This is a genomic window from Rhodococcus sp. MPR-R1B (assembly GCF_058793255.1).
This window is the reverse complement of record NZ_JBXAFO010000006.1, coordinates 222,522-238,775: the sequence shown is the minus strand read 5'-3', so window position 1 is coordinate 238,775 and position 16,254 is coordinate 222,522. Positions and strand designations below refer to the sequence as shown.

Here is a 16,254-nt window from a genome sequence, read left to right as displayed (position 1 = left end):
AGAAGGAGCGAGCGTGCCAACCATGCCGTCACTGCCGAATTGGTCGAACGGCAAATCGACGCAAGCCGATGCGCCCAAGATCCCCGTTCCGGCTGCCCGCGCGATCGTCGACTGCGCGGTCTACGTGGACGGCGTGCGGTTGCCGGGCAAGTACACGCACCGCGCTGCGTTGGCCGAGGTTCGTAGTCGCGACAACGCGTTCGTCTGGGTGGGCATGCACGCTCCCGACGAAGGTCAGATGCAAGATGTAGCAGCAACTTTCGGACTCCACGAGCTGATGGTCGAGGATGCCGTCCATGCACACGAGCGCCCGAAACTCGAACGCTACGACGACGTCATGTTCCTGGTGCTGCGCACGGTCGTCTACGTACCGCACGAGTCCGTCGCGACGGCGAGCGAGATCGTCGAAACCGGCGAGATCATGGTGTTCGTCGGCCCCGACTTCGTGGTGACCGTCCGGCACGGGGATCACTCCGAACTGGCAAGCGTGCGCAAGTCACTCGAGCAGAACCCCGAGCGCCTCACCATGGGCCCGTTCGCGGTGTTGCACGCGATCACCGACCACGTCGTCGACAGCTATCTCTCCGTCATCCAACTCGTCGAACAGGACGTCGACAGCATGGAAGAGTTGGTGTTCAACCCGCGGAACACCGTTGCCGTCGAGCACATCTACCTGCTCAAACGTGAAATCGTCGAACTACGACGCTCGGTCACTCCACTCGGATTGCCACTGCTCCAGCTGACCCAGCCCGCGGGCGGCCTCGTCCCGAAGGAGATCCGGCGATACTTCCGTGACGTACGAGATCACCACACGATCGTGGCCGAACGTATCTCGGAATACGACGAGGTGTTGAGTTCGCTGGTCGACGCCGCACTCGCGAAGATCGCGGTGCAGCAAAACACCGACATGCGCAAGATCTCCGCGTGGGTCGCTATCGCCGCCGTGCCGACCGGCGTTGCCGGTATCTACGGGATGAACTTCGAGAACATGCCGGAACTCGGTTACAAGTACGGCTATCAGTCCATCCTGTTCCTCATCGCGTCGGTGTGTGTCGGCTTGTTCTTTCTCTTCCGTCGCAACAACTGGCTGTGAACCTCGCACGCTGACTCCCTGTACTTGCCACCGTCGCAGGCGGACAATGGATATGGGTACGCATTTTCATTCCGTTCCCGAAATCCATTTTGCGACAAGCAAATTCAGATCCAAGGAGAAGTGGAGGAGCAACCATGCCTACAGTCGAGCAATCCGTGGAGATCGCGTTGCCACCCAAGGACGTCTGGGAGTACATCGCCGTCGCCGAGAACTGGCCCAACTGGGAGAATTCGATGGTCGAGTGCAAACAGATCACCGACGGCCCGATGGGCGTGGGAAGCCGCTGGCACGGTGTCTCGCGAATCCTGGGCAAGCGTCTCGAGTGGACATCCGAATTCACCGAGTACGACCCACCGAGATCGTCGAAATCGACGTCCGTCGAAAGTCCGGTCAGCTTCTCGCAGACCACGACCTGCGAAGAAGTCGGTGACGGCACTCGGGTCACCTACCGACTCGACAGCGAAAGCGGCCTGGGAGGAGTATTCGGCAAGATGGCCGACCCGATCGTCACGAAAGCATTTTCACGGACGGTTCGGGTAAGTCTCGAGAACTTGGCGGACATCCTCGTGCACGCCGAATGATCTGACGGACAAAGCGCCAGCGCAGCTAGAGCGAGGCAGCAGAACGGTGCGGATCGCGGATGTCGATCCCCGCCTCGGTCCACGCTTCCCTCAGTGCCTCCGCGCCGCGCAGACGCACCCAGGCGGCTTCGGTACCGGTCAGGGGGACCACACCAAGGAAGCGCACCGGGTCGAACGGCTCCGGCAGCGTCAGGTCTTCGATCCCGCTGTCACCGAGAAGCACCGCCGTGAACGCAGTGTCCTTCCACAGCGGCTCACCCAGGTCCAACAGTGCGTCCTCGAGCAGCACGACCCCTTCGACGGACGGCGCCGCAGCCAGCACCGCGAGCGTCCTGGCCACACCTGACGCCACACCGGTGCCACCGCGCAGCGTGAGTACCAACTCGGCGCGGGGTCCGCGTGTGGGGTCTGCGACCAGTTCGTTGGGGTCGCCCATCGGATGACGCGAGCACCCCAGTGTGACGTAGCGGACCAGGCCGTCGGGTGATTCGAAACGCAGCACGTCCAGCGGTTCGACACCGAGGAACGTCACCGAGGCCGCGGTGGGGTCCGGCCCCTCGATGCTGCTGACGAGATGGGCCCGGACGGAAGATACGACGCTGTCTGACACTCGTCCATCTAAACACCGTGCCCGCGAGGTTCGCAGCGCAGATACCTCGCGGTGGCGGTAGCGTCGTCGAAATGGTCTCCGTTCTCGCTGTCAGCGACGAGACTGTCGAATTCCTGTGGAGCAGTCAGGTTCGTTCACTCGGAGTCGACGTGATCCTGGGCGCGGGCGATCTGCCGTTTGCTTATCTGGAGTACCTGTCTGACCAACTGAATGCGCCTTGCGTGTTCGTTCCCGGGAACCACGACGCCGATCTGTCCGGATATTCGAACAAGAGATCGGGTTGGACGCGGGCCGGGATGCCGGCGCAGTGGCCAGGGCCTACCGGCGCAGTCAACGCCGACGGACGCATCGTGACCGTCGCCGGTCTGCGGATCGCGGGCCTCGGTGGTTCCATCCGATACAACACGGGTCCCAATCAGTGGTCCGAGCGCCAGCAGAGCCGACGCGCTCGCTCGCTCGCCTGGCGAAACGCCTGGCAATCGCGGCTTCCCGGCGGCCGGGCGGGCGTGGATGTGCTGCTCACCCACAGCCCCGCCCGCGGTGTCGGCGACGCCGAGGATCGGCCACATCGAGGGTTCGAATGCTTCACGCCTTTGATTCACAACCTCGATCCGACGGTGATGGTCCACGGACACATCCACCCGCACGGGCGAACCCCTCTCGATCTGGCGGTAGGCCGGACTATCGTGCTCAATACCGTCGGCTTCACGCTGATGGAGATTTCCCCAGGTACTCCGCCGACGATCGTGAGGCGCCGACATGGCTCGTGACACCGGATTTCCCACAGCCGACGCGGAGAACGACTTCGCTCGTCAGCGTCGACGTGCCGACGTTGCCCGTCTGGTCAGTTGGCTACGACGCGAACCCGACGACGTCAACGCGATCCTGCCGTTCGACGAGGTTGTCGCAGCTCTGGGCAAGGTCGGCGAGAAGTCTCTGGGTCTGCAGGTCGTCACCATCGAATCGATCGTCGGAAGTGTCGACCGCACAGGTGATTTCGACAGGTACTTCCGGCCGACGTCAACTCACTCTCGTGCGCGTTGGGAACGGCTTGCCGTGGCGCAACGACGCGGCGAATCGGTGCCACCCGTTCAGTTGTACCGTGTCGGCTCCATGCACTTCGTGATCGACGGACACCACCGAGTGTCCATTGCGTGTGCGATGCACCAGAAGACAATCGACGCGTACGTCACCGAGATCATCACGCGTATCTCGCCGGAAGGCATCACTCAGCGCGCCGATCTGCTCATCAAGGACCATCGCCGACTCTTCCTCACCCGCGTTCCGCTGCAGGGTTCACAACGCGAAGCCGTCCAGGTCACCGACCCGTGGGAGTACGCCGAACTCAGTGAGTGTGTGGAGGCGTGGGGTTTTCGGCTCATGCAGGAGAAGGGTGAGTTCCTCGGCCGAGACACCGTCGCCCGCCGCTGGTTCGGCGAGGAGTTTCTGCCCGTCGTGCGAATGCTGCGGGGTGCCGACATGTTGCCCGAGCACACCGACGCCGAGGCCTACTTGTGGATCGCCCGGGAGCGGTACCGACTGGTGCGGCGTCACATGTGGAACGACGAGATCGTGGCCGAACTACGCGATCGAGCACCGCGAAAGCACAAGCCCGCTACGTAGCGACAGCGAACCGCACCTCTCGGTTCGGGATCTTCGGGTGCATGAATTTCAGCAACGCACGCGCTTCCTTCTCGATGGATGCGAGCGCGGTCTTCGGTTGCTGCGCAAACAGAGTCGCGCCCAATTCGACCGTCTCCTTGTCCGGCGTCACCGTCGCGAATCCCACCACCTTTCCGCGCACCAGGATGGCGGGCTTGATGATGCCGTTGACGGTGAAGACACGAGTTCGGTACTGCTCGTCCATGATTCGCGAGCGGTCGGCGTGCGAGAGCAGGATGTTGTCGAACGGAGCAAGGATTCTGACCGGCGGTGTTCCGGAGGTCGGTCGTGGCGCGTCCGGCAGGTCGAACACCTCGGCCCCTTTCGCGTTGACAAAGGTGATCAAGCCGGGACGTAGCCTCTCGAAGACTTCGGCGAGTCTCGTGAGCCCTGACCACGCTTGGGCATCTTTCACACTCGCGGGCCCGAAGGCCGCCAGATAACGAAGCACCATCGCATCCGGATCCGGCGATGAACTCACTTCCGTGCCAAGCCAATTCTCCAAGGTCGTCAGTGCCGGTACTCCGGATCGTCCCCACAGGCCTCGCGGTGGGACCTGCACCATCGGCAGAAGTCCTCGAACGCCGTGCGCCAGCCCCTCGGCCGCGTGGCCGGGAAAGCGCTCTGCCAGTAACGGTCTCATCTGCATCTGAGTGAGCGGCCCGTCCGCTATCAATTCGCGTCCCACCCGCGCCAGCGCGTCGAGATCCAACCCGGTGAGCGCAGCACGCTGAGTGCTGTTGGTGTGGAGATCGCGTTCCATGATCGTCTGAACCGTGGCCCGGAAGGGACCCGCATCCGCGGCCGAAAGAGCAAAGACCGTGCCCCGCATGGCAACAAGCCGCACCACCTGGCGCTTCTCGACAAGGGTGGAGAGGTCTTCTGCCGCAAAGTTCTTCAGCCGCGCCCACAGCGCCAGGTAGGGCGGGTTCGGCGCCTGGGCCTGCAGACCTGCCAGGTGCTCGATCGCATCCAACGCACTGACCTCGGCCCTCCGCAGCAGGAACTGCCGCGCCAGAGTCGCCAGGTTGAGCTCGCGATCGGTGATCAGTGCAGCCATCGACAACTCCTCAACGATCGTGGTCAGTGGCGGTGACGATCTCGAACGGTATCTCGACTCGCGCGAGGGTTCCGGACTCTTCACCCGGTCCGACCGAGAACGAGCCACCCGCGGCAACCACACGCAGTTCGTGCGAGAGCAGTCCGATGTGGCCGGCGGCCCGTCGTTCGGCAATCCGATCGGCGCTGATCCCCCGGCCGTCGTCCGAGACCACCAGCACCGCACGGTGGTCCAGTCGTGCGAGCTCGATCCGAACATTGTGCGCACCGGCATGTTTGACGACGTTGGCCAGCAGCTCTCGTGCGGCGCCGAACAGGACGTCGTCCGCGGACGTGCGCAGATCGTCGTTCCAGCCCGAAGTGTCGACGTCGACCACTACTCCGCCGCGTCCCTGCGCCGATCGCGCGAGGTCCCCGATTGCGCGGGCAAGACCCACGTGAACAAGGACAGTGGGATGCAACTCCGAGACGGAGGATCTCAACAGCGTTGTCGCTTCACCGAGCGCTTTCCCAGCTCGCGCCAGGGCGACAGGCTCCGCGCTGTCTGCCAATTCGTCGAGATCCATCCGCGCCGCGAGGACGTACTGCAGCGCCCCGTCGTGTAATTGCTCCGACAGTTCCGTGCGCTCACGCTGCTCGAGCCCCATGAGCTCGGCAAGAAGGCTCGTGCGATGCCCGACGAGGTGCCCGATGGTCAGCACGCGTGATCTTTGAATCCGAGTCAGTCCGATTGCGCCCGCGCCTACTCCGGCCAAGGCCATGGTGCTCAGCAGGATCGACGGCCACGGCTCGGAGTTCGAAGTCATCGTTGCCCAACTGGAAACGAAGAACACCCCGATCGTGCAGGCAACGACGCCGACACACACGTCCGTCCGCAGTTGCGTACACGCCAGAACCGGAATGACGAAGAGCCCGTTGCTCAAGATGTCGGCGGTCCAACTCTGCTCGGCCGCGAGACCGGTCAGCAATGTCAGAGTTGCGAGCACGGCAAGGTCGACGAACAAGCCGAGCCAGATCATCGTCACCGGGCCGGTGCCGCCCTTGCGGATCCACAGCGCCACGGCTGCCGACCAGAGGGCATAGGCGCCCAGAATCGCGAAACACCATCCCGCGTCGTTCATCGGCGGGACGAAGATCAGTGTCAGGGCGATGAACAGCACCAGAGCGCCGCGCACCGTCAGTTGGAGGTACGCACCGCGGTAGGCGTGTTCGCGCAAGATCCGCTCGAGGTCCGGGCCGCCGGGCAGGTGCTCGGTTCGTACCGAGGATTCGTTCATCTGTCCTCCTGTGCCGCCCATCCCAGTTCCCTGTGAATGAGCTTCGCACACGAGATTTCACAATCAACCCGCAATACCGTGAATGGCACAGCATTCACCGAACCTCGAAACCACGCAGGAGTGCTCATGATCTCGACCCGAGCAAGCAAGCGCCGCATCGCCACTCGATTTGCCGTCGCCGGCGCCCTGGCAGCGGCGCCGATCGCCGTGGTCGCCGGGACAGCGCAAGCCGCCCCGGCCTCCACCCATCACGAACAATTCGGCCGCCTGGTCCCCCTACCCGAGCCGGCCGACGCAGCGCCCGGCCCCGAACAGGTACCGCTCCCCTGGGGCGCGACGTATTCGGTCACCTTGCCCGGGTAAAGGTCACAGCAGCAGATTGGCTCCCGTACCGCCGTCGAACACTGCGATCTTGGCGGGATCGAACCAGAGATCGACAGACCTGCCCTGGGCCACCGTGGACTCGGACGAGAGCCTGGCAACCAGTTGACCGCCACCAGCGACGGCCGTTCCCGAATCGGCGGCGAGTTCCTCGAGTTCACGAGAGTTGACGGCGGGGCCACCAGCGAGGAAATACGCGTACTTGTCCGAACCCATCGATTCCAGCACGTCGACGTCGACGGTGAACGTCCCGCCGTGCGGCTTCTGCGCTGCATCGACCAGCGCCACGTCCTCGAAATGCTCCGGTCTGATACCGACCACCACGTCCTTGCCCGAACCGCTGCCCGAGATCTTCGACTGCGCCGCCGCGGGCAGGCGAACATCGCCGATCGGAGTGCTCACACCGTCGGCCGTCAACTGTCCGGGGAAGAAGTTCATGGACGGGGACCCGATGAATCCCGCCACGAACAGATTGTTCGGACGATCGTAGAGTTCCTGCGGCGCACCGATCTGTTGCACGATTCCGCCGCGCAGCACGACTACCCGATCGCCGAGCGTCATCGCCTCGGTCTGGTCGTGGGTCACGTAAATCGTTGTCGTACCGAGTCGCTGCTGCAGACGGGCGATCTCCGTCCTCATCTGCACGCGCAGTTTGGCGTCCAGGTTGGAAAGCGGCTCGTCCATGAGAAACGCCTTCGGGCTGCGCACGATTGCGCGTCCCATCGCGACACGCTGACGCTGACCGCCCGACAGGTTCGCCGGTTTGCGATCGAGATGCTGGGTGAGGTCGAGGACCCGCGCAGCGTCGTCGACCTTGGCGTTGATCTCGTCCTTGGACATCTTCGCCAATGTCAGTGGGAAAGCGATGTTCTGACGCACCGTCATGTGCGGATACAGCGCATACGACTGGAACACCATCGCGATGTCGCGGTCCTTGGGGGCGCGTTCGTTGACGCGTTCACCCGCGATCCGCAACTCACCGGTCGAAATGTCTTCCAGCCCGGCAATCATGTTGAGAGTCGTGGATTTTCCACAACCGGACGGGCCCACGAGAATGATGAATTCTCCGTCGGCGATGGTGATGTCGACATCACTGACCGCCTTGGCTCCGTCCGGGTACAGCTTGGTCACCTTGTCCAGCACGATCTCGGCCACAGGCTTATCCCTTCACTGCGCCGGAAGTAAGCCCGGCCACGATACGACGTTGGAAGAACAGAACAAAGATGATGATCGGAATGGTGATGACCATTGCGGCCGCGGCGATGGACCCGGTGGGCTCCTCGAATTGTGAAGCGCCGGTGAAGTTCGCGATGGCCGCAGGGGCGGTGATGGAGCGTTCGGTCGACGTCAACGAGATCGCGAACAACAGATCGTTCCAGCAGAAGATGAAAACCAAGATGCCCGCAGTGACGATGCCGGGCGCGGCCAGTGGAGCCACCACCTTCCGGAACGCCTGCCCCGGCGTCGCGCCGTCCATCTGAGCCGCCTTTTCGAGTTCCCAAGGAATCTCTTTGAAGAACGCCGAGAGCGTGTAGATCGCCAACGGCAACGCAAAGGTGATGTACGGCAGGATGAGTCCGGCCCAGGTGTCGAAGAGTCCGAGCCGTCGTTCGATGTCGAACAGCGGGCTCACCAATGAAATCTGCGGGAACATCGCGATCAGCAGGGCAACAGCCACCAGCAGCTTCTTGCCCGGAAAATCCAGGCGCGCAATCGCGTAAGCAGCCATGGTTCCGATCACCACGGCGATGACCGTCGAGATGAGTCCGATGCCGATGGAGTTGATCAGAGCACTGGTGAAGGCGCTGGTGTCGAAGATTCCTCGGTAGTTGTCCAGGGTCCACTTCTCCGGAATGAACTTGCCGTCCTTGATGGTTCCGGCGGGCTTGAAGGACAGGCTCGCAATCCACAGGACGGGAACCAACGCGTACAGCAAGACCAGAAGGTTGACGACGGACCAGCTGATCTTGAGTCTGGGAGTCACGGTCATGTCAGCGTCCTTCCGTATCGGATCCGGGAGCCGAAGCACCGAAAAGTTTGATGAAGATGAACGCGATCACTGCCACACACACGAAGATCAACACGCTGATCGCGGATCCGATACCCAAGTTGAATGCCTTGAACAGATTGTCGTAACCCAGAATCGACACCGACCCGGTGTCGTTCGCTCCCTTCGTCAGCACGTAGATGTTGTCGAAGATGCGGAACGCGTCGAGTGTGCGGAACAGCAGAGCGACGAGGATGGCGGGCTTCATCAGCGGAAGGATGATGCGTACCAACCGGGTCCACGCACCGGCGCCGTCCACCTGAGCCGCCTTGAGGAGGTCGTCGGGCACGAGCGCCAGGCCGGCGAGCAGGAGCAGCGCCATGAACGGCGTCGTCTTCCACACCTCGGCAAGGACGATGATCGCGAGCGACGGGATCTGGTCGGTGAGCGGCGCACTGCCGTCGGGCAGGAGATTGGCGAGGTAGCCGGTCCCCGGCGTCCACGCGTAGTACCAGCTGTATGCCGCCGCGACGGTGACGATGCCGTACGGGATGAGCACAACGGTGCGGACGAGCCCCTTGCCCACGATCGTTCGGTGCATCACCAGTGCGATGGTCAGTCCGAGAACGAACTCGATGACGACCGAGACAACCGTGATCGACGTCGTCACCGCGAACGCTTGCCACCAGTAACCGTCGGTCAGCACCGACACGTAGTTGTCGAACCACACGAACTTTCGTTGATCCGGGAAGCGCAGGTCGTAGCGCTGCAAACTCAGCCACACGGCGTAGACCACCGGATATGCGGTCACCGCGATCATGAGAATCGCGGCCGGGGCCACCAGCCAGAGACCGAGGCGACGCTCGGCCGCCTTTCCGTCCGACATCTTCGACTTCGCGGAGTGCTTCGGCTCCGGCGATGCCGTCGCGACTGTTGGTGCAGCTCCCGAATTTTCGCTGTCGATCGTCACGGAATCAGCCCCTCGGAATTGACTGCCTTGCGTACCTGCTCGGCAAGATCGTTCACGGTCGATTCCGGATCGATGTTTCCCACAGGGTTCAGCGTGGCAGTGATGAGCGTCGAAATACTCTGATAGGCAGGAGAAACCGGACGAACCGAAGCGGTGTCCAGGCTGTCGCGAACCTCACGCCACGCCGGGTACGCCTCCTGGAACGCCGGGTCGTCGTACAGGCTCTCGAGAGTCGGCGGAACGCCACCGGCTACCGCGTTGTTGCGCTGATTCTCCTCGTTACGCAGACAGGTCAGCGCATCGAAAGCGAGGTCCGGATGCTGGCTGGTCTTGGCCACCGCCACGTTGAAGCCGCCGATCGTGACCTCGGCCGGCTTACCCTCGATCACCGAGGGATACGGAGCGGCAAGGAAATTCCGTTCTCCGTTCACCGTGAGCACCGTGTTTCCGGTGTTCTCACTGGTGACGTTGCCCTTGTCGTCGATGTACGGCAGATCGCCCTTCTCGGCGTTCTCCATGATGCCGGGCAGCACGAACGGCCAGTTGACCTGGAAGGCAGATTTGCCGCTCTCCATACCCAGTCGCGACGACGCTTCATCCCCCTGCGAGATCGAGGGATCCGCACCCTTGGCGGTAGCGACGCGCTTCATGACGGTCAGCGCCTGCTGGGCAGCATCACCGTCGGCCACCGTCACGGTTGTTCCGTCCGGCCCCACCACCGATCCGCCGGCACTGGCGAGAAGGGTGTTGAACCAGACCATCAATCCTTCGTACTGCTTGCCCTGCACACCGATCCAGCTGGGGCGCCCCTCCGCGGCCAGGCCTTCGGAGATGTCGATCATCTGATCCCAGGTCTGGGGTGGTTGCCCGTCCGGCATCAAATCCTTTCGATACCAGAGCAATTGGGTGTTGGTGTTCAATGGCGCCGCATAGAGTTGGTCCTGCCACTTCGCCGACTCCAGCGGACCCTCGAGCGTCCCGTTGCTGACCTCGGCCGCCACGTCGTCAGGAAGCGGCAATGCCCATCCCGCTTCGGCGAATTCGGCAGTCCACACCACGTCGAGCGTCATCAGATCGAGTGACTTGTCGTTGCCGGTCAGACGCCGGGCCAACTGAAGTCGCTGGTCGTCGGCACCCTTGGGCAGAGTTTTCTGCTCGACCCGGTACGCGCCGTTCGACGCCGCCGAACAATTGGCGGCGGCCTCCGCATACTGCTCGGCGCCGTCGGCAGCGGTGTAGAAGGACAGCACCACGCCGTCGTCATTGTCCGATCCGCACGCACTGAGCAAGGGCGCCAACAACAATGTTGCCGCGCCGAGCAGCCCCGCCCGCAATTTCTTCTTCTGTCCCGCCCGCGATCTCTCGTTCTGCCCCGCCCGCGATCTCTTGTTCTGCACAGCCGTCCTCCTCGGGCGGCGAGACGGCGCAGTCGTTACGGCTGGCCGACGCACCACACATCGGCACTTTTGCCGGAGAAGGGACCTATTTCCTTGTCCGGCAAACGGTCACGGGAAGCGAGTACTACCTCGCCCGCGTGTACATAAAGTAACCGAGATCACACAAGTTGGCAGCCCGAGCGAGAATGTCAGATGGCGAGCTTGGCGAGCAGGTCGCGCGCCGACTCCGCCGTCTTGGGCTCACACAGTACGTCGTAACGTCCGGCGACCAACTGCATCGTCGAGGCGAAGTCCCGCTGCCCACGCGTCGCGGCGTACGGAATCGTCGTGGAGATGACACCGAAGATGATGCCGCCCACGATGCCCGCGATCAGCGGAGCGAGGAAACCACCGGTGACGATTCCGAGCACCAGGCCGAAGAAGACACCGAGCCAAGCACCGGAGACGATGCCGCCACCGATCACCTTGGCCCACGTCAACCGACCGAGAACTCGCTCGACCTGCATCAGGTTCACGCCGACGATCGTGACGTCCTGAACCGGGAATTCCTGATCGGAGAGGTAATCGACTGCGCGCTGCGCCTCGGCGTAGGTGGGGTACGACCCGATGGGCCATCCCGAAGGCGGTGTCGGCAACGCTCCACGGCGCGACCCATTCGACGATTGACCGAGCGGATTGGACATGGCTGGCTGCGCTCCTCTTTTCGGGCACGTCATCCACGCGGATGACGCAAGTACATCTACCCCCTATTGTGCCCTTTACAGACCTGATTCGTTCGGCTATGCGAGCGTCAGGCGTGTTCGGGCGGCGTGAATTCCGAGGTGCGCGTCATCCCCGCGGCGCGGCCCTTGGCCGAAATGACCAGTGCCATCTTGCGACTCGCCTCGTCGATCATCTCGTCGCCGAGCATGACGGCGCCCCGCCCTCCCCCGGCAGCCGAGGTGTGGAACGCGTACGCGTCCAAGATGAGTTCCGCACGGTCGTAGTCGGATTGGCGCGGACTGAACACCTCGTTGGCCGCCTCGATCTGCGTGGGGTGCAGAACCCACTTGCCGTCGAAACCGAGCGCTGCCGTTCGCGCAGCCGACCGAGTGAAAGCCTCGACGTCGCGGATCTGCAGGTACGGCCCGTCGATGGCCTGGACGCCGTGCGCCCGCGCGGCCATCAAGATGGTCATCAGGATGTGGTGATACGCGTCACCGCGGTCGTAGCCGTCCGGTTGCTCACCGACGACCAGAGTTCGCATGTTCAAGCTCGCCATGAAGTCGGCCGGGCCGAACACGAGCGCCTCGACGCGGGGACTCGCGGTGGCGATCGCGTCGATGTTGGTCAAGCCGATCGCGTTCTCGATCTGCGGTTCGATCCCGATCTTGCCGACCTCGAGACCGTTGGCCTTCTCGACCTGCGTCAACAACAAATCGAGCGCCTGGACGTGACTCGCATCGGGAACCTTGGGCAGCAGAATGGCGTCCAGATGCGCTCCGGCGCGGCCCACCACCTCCACGACGTCGGCATACGTCCATTCGGTGGTCCAGTCGTTGACCCGGACGACCTTGACCTGTTTGCCCCACCCGTCCTCGGCCAACGCGTCGCCGATCGACTCCCTGGCCGCCTGCTTCGCCAGCGGCGCCACCGCATCTTCGAGGTCGAGAAAGATCTCGTCGGCGGGCAATCCCTTCGCCTTGTCGATCATCTTCCGACTGCTGCCGGGAACTGCCAATACCGATCGACGGGAACGGTTGCGTGAAGTCATTGCGGACTGCCCTTCTCGATTTTCGGTGGCGCCGTTGCAGATTTTGACGCTGGACGAATTAGCCTTGCAATCATGGCAGCAGCAGGCAAGGTATTTGCAGCCAGGCTTGCCGGCCTGGTTGTACTCGGCCCGGACGGCGAATCGATCGGTCGTGTGCGCGACGTCGTCATCACGGTCCGCATCGGACGCCAGCAACCCCGCGTTCTCGGTCTGGTGATCGAAATGTTCACGCGCAAACGCATTTTCGTTCCGATGTTGCGTGTGACAGCAATCGAACCGAGTGCAGTCACCCTCACCACCGGTAACGTCAGTCTGCGGCGCTTCAACCAGCGCCCGGGCGAAGTGCTCGCTCTGGCGCAGGTACTCGATTCGCATGTGCGCGTGGACGACCCGGAACTCGAGGAGCTTCACGGCGTCGACACGATAGTCGTCGATCTCGGAATCGAATCGACGCGGACGCGAGACTGGGTGGTCTCCAAGGTCGCGGTTCGCGGCCATCGCGGACGCCTCGGTCGACGCGCGGCGATTCACATCGTCGACTGGCAGCACGTCGCCGGCCTCACCCAGAGCGATCTCTCACTCCCCGGCCAGGGCGTAGCTCACCTGCTTCTCCAGTACGAAGGCATGCGACCCGCCGATGTGGCCAACGCCATGCGCGAACTGCCGGAGAAGCGCCGCCACGAACTGGCCGTGGCGCTCGACGACGAACGCCTCGCCGACGTCGTGCAGGAACTGCCGGCGGACGACCAGACCGATCTGCTGATGCACCTGGAAGTCGAACGCGCCGCCGATCTACTCGAAGCGATGGATCCCGACGACGCCGCCGACCTGTTGGGCGAGCTGCCCGAAACCGAGGCCGAGTCACTGCTTCAGTTGATGGACCCGCAGGATTCCGAACCTGTTCGACGCCTGCTCGAGCATTCCCCGGACACTGCCGGTGGTCTGATGACGCCCGAACCGGTGGTACTGACGGCCTCGACGACGGTCGCGGAGGCCCTTGCCCGCGCCCGCAACTACGACGTGACCCCGGCGCTGTCGAGCATGGTCTTCGTCGTACGTCCGCCGACGGCGACTCCGACCGGGCGGTATCTCGGCTGCGTCCACTTGCAGAAGCTTCTCCGCGAGCCTCCCGCCAGCCTGGTAGGCGGACTACTCGACACCGACATGCCCCGGTTGGCCCCGGACGACTCGTTGGCGTCGGTCACCCGATATTTCGCGACGTACAACTTGGTATGCGGGCCGGTCGTGGACGACGAGAACCACCTGATCGGGGCCGTGACGGTCGACGACGTGCTCGATCACCTCCTGCCGGAAGACTGGCGTGAGGATTACTCCGACGACGAGGAACTACTCCGATGAGCGAACGGGCGTCGAGCACGACTGCACGGCAACGACTGGAAACGCCCCGCGGAAGCCGCCGGTTCAATCTCGATTTCGACGTCGAAGCTGTCGGGCGCGTCAGTGAACGCATCGCCCGCTTCCTCGGTACCGGGCGTTATCTCGCAATCCAGACGATCATCGTGATCGTCTGGATCCTGATCAACGTGTTCGCGGTGGCCCTGCAGTGGGACCCGTACCCATTCATCCTGCTCAACCTGGCCTTCTCCACCCAGGCCGCCTACGCGGCGCCGCTGATCCTGCTGGCCCAGAACCGTCAGGAGAACCGCGACCGGGTCTCGCTCGAGGAGGACCGCTCACGCGCCGAGCAAACCAAGGCGGATACCGAATTCCTCGCCCGAGAACTCGCAGCTCTGCGTATCGCCGTCGGCGAGGTTGCCACCCGCGACTACCTGCGACGGGAGCTCGAGGAGATCAAGTCGATCCTTGCTGCCGACGGCGAACCGACCCCGAAGAAGAAGCACCGTGACTCGAATACTGCGAAACAAAGTCACAACTAGCTGAGCGTTCGCTGAGTTTTGCTGCACGCACCGTGACCGATATGTAACGTAAGTCACAGGAATATGGATATCACGGTGGGTACTCCGGAGCGGGAGCGCCAGCAAAGGGGAATCGTGCGAGTACGCGGAATGATTGCAGCATCCACACTGGTGGGGGGACTGCTCGTCGTCACAGGTCCAGCGGCCCTCACTGCCGGAAGCGCACCGACCGGAGGGTCACAGGTTCCGATCGCACTGGCGGGCTCCGCCTCGATTGCGCAGCCGGACTCTGTCGACTTCCTCCCGACGCCCCGCACGGTCCGAACGCAAAGATCGGCCCCGCCCAGCGATACGGTCGCCGGCGCCCCGGCAGCGCCTAACGCTGCGGCCGTCGTCCTCACCTCTCTGGGCATCCCCGAGATCGTCCTGAACGCGTACCGCTCCGCGGAGCTGGTGATGATGACCGAGGCACCGGGATGCGGAATCCCCTGGCATCTTCTGGCCGGCATCGGACGCATCGAATCCGGTCACGCCAACGGCGGCAAGACGACCTCGGTGGGTACGACAGTCACCCCGATCCTCGGCCCCGTCCTCGACGGACGGCTGGCAGGCAACGAAGTCATTCGGGACACCGACAAGGGCGCGATCGACGGCGACCCCACTCACGACCGCGCCGTCGGGCCGATGCAGTTCATTCCGGCCACCTGGGCCGGATATGCCAGCGACGGCAACGGGGACGGAATCAAGGACCCCAACAACGTCTTCGATGCGGCGCTCTCGGCAGCGAAGTACCTCTGCAGCGGCGGACTCAACCTGCGCGATGTCGCCCAGGAGACCAAAGCTGTTCTGCGATACAACAACTCGGCCGCTTACGCAGCAAACGTGATCATGTGGTCGACGGCATACAAGAACGGTGTCATTCCTTCCGGTCAGCTGCCGTACACCTCGGGCATCAACACCGGCAGCTCCGCGATCAACGCCGCCGCCTCGGCAGACTCCGCCGCTTCGGCCGTACTCGCCGCGGCTGCGGCTACCGATCCGGCGGCCGGCGACAAGGAATCAGCGTCGACGACGCCGACCCCGACCACCACTCCCCTCTTCCCGGGTCTGCCGGACATGCCTGCACTCTCACCCGAGATCCAGGCACTGATCCCGCCGGGCGTCATGCCGACCAGCCCCGCTCCGGGACCCAACGCCGCCCGGAATGCGGCTCCCGGTCCGATCATCCCGCTCCCCGTCCTCACCTCACGGGGTCTCGTGTGGCCGATTCTGACGGCCGAGGGATGGCGCTGGCCCGACGACATGTGTGTGATCCTTCCGGACCCCGCAGCCCTCGACGCCTTGCAGGACGGCATCCTTCTGCCGTGCACGATCCCGGGCATGGCAGTGGCCGCCACGGCACCCGCCACCACCGACGCGGCTCCCGCGGAATCCTCTCCACCCGCCGCCCCCTCTCCGGAGCCCGCACCGGCACCCGCACCCGCACCCGCACCGGAGCCCGCTCCGGCCCCGGCTCCGGCATTCGTGCCGTTCTTCCCGGGCCTGCCCGGCATGCCCGCTCTGTAACCGAAAAATCACGAAAGAACAGTGCATATGCCCCAAACTGC

Annotated in this window: 17 protein-coding genes; 8 read left to right on the top strand and 9 right to left on the bottom strand. The window is 63.6% G+C overall.

Features of this window, described 5'->3' with window-relative positions; genetic code table 11:
* Positions 1–22 precede the first annotated feature (22 nt).
* Complete coding sequence (locus tag AC1Q61_RS11530) at positions 23–1,093, top strand: magnesium and cobalt transport protein CorA (RefSeq protein WP_007736118.1); 1,071 nt, start codon at positions 23–25, stop codon at positions 1,091–1,093.
* A gap of 134 nt (positions 1,094–1,227) precedes the next feature.
* Positions 1,228–1,674 (top strand): SRPBCC family protein, encoded by a 447-nt coding sequence (locus AC1Q61_RS11525; RefSeq protein ID WP_007736117.1) that lies wholly within the window; start codon positions 1,228–1,230, stop codon positions 1,672–1,674.
* A gap of 25 nt (positions 1,675–1,699) precedes the next feature.
* Here AC1Q61_RS11525 and AC1Q61_RS11520 read toward each other — a convergent pair whose 3' ends face one another.
* Positions 1,700–2,284, bottom strand: a complete 585-nt coding sequence (locus tag AC1Q61_RS11520; protein WP_007736116.1) for a suppressor of fused domain protein — start codon at positions 2,282–2,284, stop codon at positions 1,700–1,702.
* A gap of 71 nt (positions 2,285–2,355) precedes the next feature.
* On the opposite strand from AC1Q61_RS11520, the gene AC1Q61_RS11515 reads away from it, so the two are divergent.
* On the top strand, positions 2,356–3,054 hold the full coding sequence (locus AC1Q61_RS11515) for a metallophosphoesterase family protein (RefSeq protein ID WP_042923373.1): 699 nt from the start codon (positions 2,356–2,358) through the stop codon (positions 3,052–3,054).
* Complete coding sequence (locus tag AC1Q61_RS11510) at positions 3,044–3,907, top strand: hypothetical protein (RefSeq protein WP_003945080.1); 864 nt, start codon at positions 3,044–3,046, stop codon at positions 3,905–3,907. Before AC1Q61_RS11515 ends, AC1Q61_RS11510 begins: the two co-directional genes overlap by 11 nt.
* Here the strand turns inward: AC1Q61_RS11510 and AC1Q61_RS11505 are convergent.
* Positions 3,900–5,006, bottom strand: coding sequence for a winged helix DNA-binding domain-containing protein (locus tag AC1Q61_RS11505; protein ID WP_042923369.1), 1,107 nt, complete (start codon positions 5,004–5,006; stop codon positions 3,900–3,902). The two genes, AC1Q61_RS11510 and AC1Q61_RS11505, sit on opposite strands and share 8 nt — an antisense overlap.
* A gap of 10 nt (positions 5,007–5,016) precedes the next feature.
* Entirely contained in the window at positions 5,017–6,282 is a 1,266-nt protein-coding gene (locus tag AC1Q61_RS11500) for a sensor histidine kinase (RefSeq protein ID WP_215516016.1), read from the bottom strand.
* Positions 6,283–6,408: 126 nt separating this feature from the next.
* Here AC1Q61_RS11500 and AC1Q61_RS11495 point away from each other — a divergent pair, with 126 nt between their 5' ends.
* Positions 6,409–6,645 carry a hypothetical protein gene (locus AC1Q61_RS11495; protein WP_007736112.1) on the top strand — a complete coding sequence of 79 codons (237 nt, stop codon included), beginning with the start codon at positions 6,409–6,411 and terminating at the stop codon, positions 6,643–6,645.
* A 3-nt stretch (positions 6,646–6,648) separates the two neighbouring features.
* Here the strand turns inward: AC1Q61_RS11495 and AC1Q61_RS11490 are convergent, their stop codons facing one another.
* The 6 genes from AC1Q61_RS11490 to AC1Q61_RS11465 form a co-directional block, all read right to left on the bottom strand.
* Entirely contained in the window at positions 6,649–7,818 is a 1,170-nt protein-coding gene (locus AC1Q61_RS11490) for an ABC transporter ATP-binding protein (RefSeq protein ID WP_003945069.1), read from the bottom strand.
* A gap of 4 nt (positions 7,819–7,822) precedes the next feature.
* Complete coding sequence (locus AC1Q61_RS11485; protein WP_003945075.1) at positions 7,823–8,653, bottom strand: carbohydrate ABC transporter permease; 831 nt, start codon at positions 8,651–8,653, stop codon at positions 7,823–7,825.
* A gap of 1 nt (position 8,654) precedes the next feature.
* A complete protein-coding gene (locus AC1Q61_RS11480) occupies positions 8,655–9,536 on the bottom strand; it encodes a carbohydrate ABC transporter permease (protein WP_044480569.1) in 882 nt (293 codons plus the stop codon).
* 80 nt (positions 9,537–9,616) lie between these two features.
* The gene (locus AC1Q61_RS11475) at positions 9,617–10,954 is read right to left on the bottom strand and encodes an ABC transporter substrate-binding protein (protein ID WP_030536939.1); all 1,338 of its coding nucleotides are present in this window, start codon (positions 10,952–10,954) and stop codon (positions 9,617–9,619) included.
* 251 nt (positions 10,955–11,205) lie between these two features.
* Complete coding sequence (locus tag AC1Q61_RS11470; RefSeq protein ID WP_003945065.1) at positions 11,206–11,700, bottom strand: general stress protein; 495 nt, start codon at positions 11,698–11,700, stop codon at positions 11,206–11,208.
* Between the two features lie 107 nt (positions 11,701–11,807).
* Entirely contained in the window at positions 11,808–12,770 is a 963-nt protein-coding gene (locus AC1Q61_RS11465; protein WP_020908461.1) for an HpcH/HpaI aldolase/citrate lyase family protein, read from the bottom strand.
* A 72-nt stretch (positions 12,771–12,842) separates the two neighbouring features.
* Between AC1Q61_RS11465 and AC1Q61_RS11460 the strand changes: the two genes are divergently transcribed.
* The 3 genes from AC1Q61_RS11460 (at position 12,843) to AC1Q61_RS11450 (ending at position 16,213) form a co-directional block, all read left to right on the top strand.
* The gene (locus AC1Q61_RS11460) at positions 12,843–14,129 is read left to right on the top strand and encodes a magnesium transporter MgtE N-terminal domain-containing protein (RefSeq protein WP_003945077.1); all 1,287 of its coding nucleotides are present in this window, start codon (positions 12,843–12,845) and stop codon (positions 14,127–14,129) included.
* The gene (locus AC1Q61_RS11455; RefSeq protein ID WP_003945067.1) at positions 14,126–14,668 is read left to right on the top strand and encodes a DUF1003 domain-containing protein; all 543 of its coding nucleotides are present in this window, start codon (positions 14,126–14,128) and stop codon (positions 14,666–14,668) included. The genes AC1Q61_RS11460 and AC1Q61_RS11455 overlap by 4 nt, the downstream gene beginning before the upstream one ends.
* A gap of 75 nt (positions 14,669–14,743) precedes the next feature.
* Entirely contained in the window at positions 14,744–16,213 is a 1,470-nt protein-coding gene (locus tag AC1Q61_RS11450; protein ID WP_223304678.1) for a lytic transglycosylase domain-containing protein, read from the top strand.
* Positions 16,214–16,254: the final 41 nt, after the last annotated feature.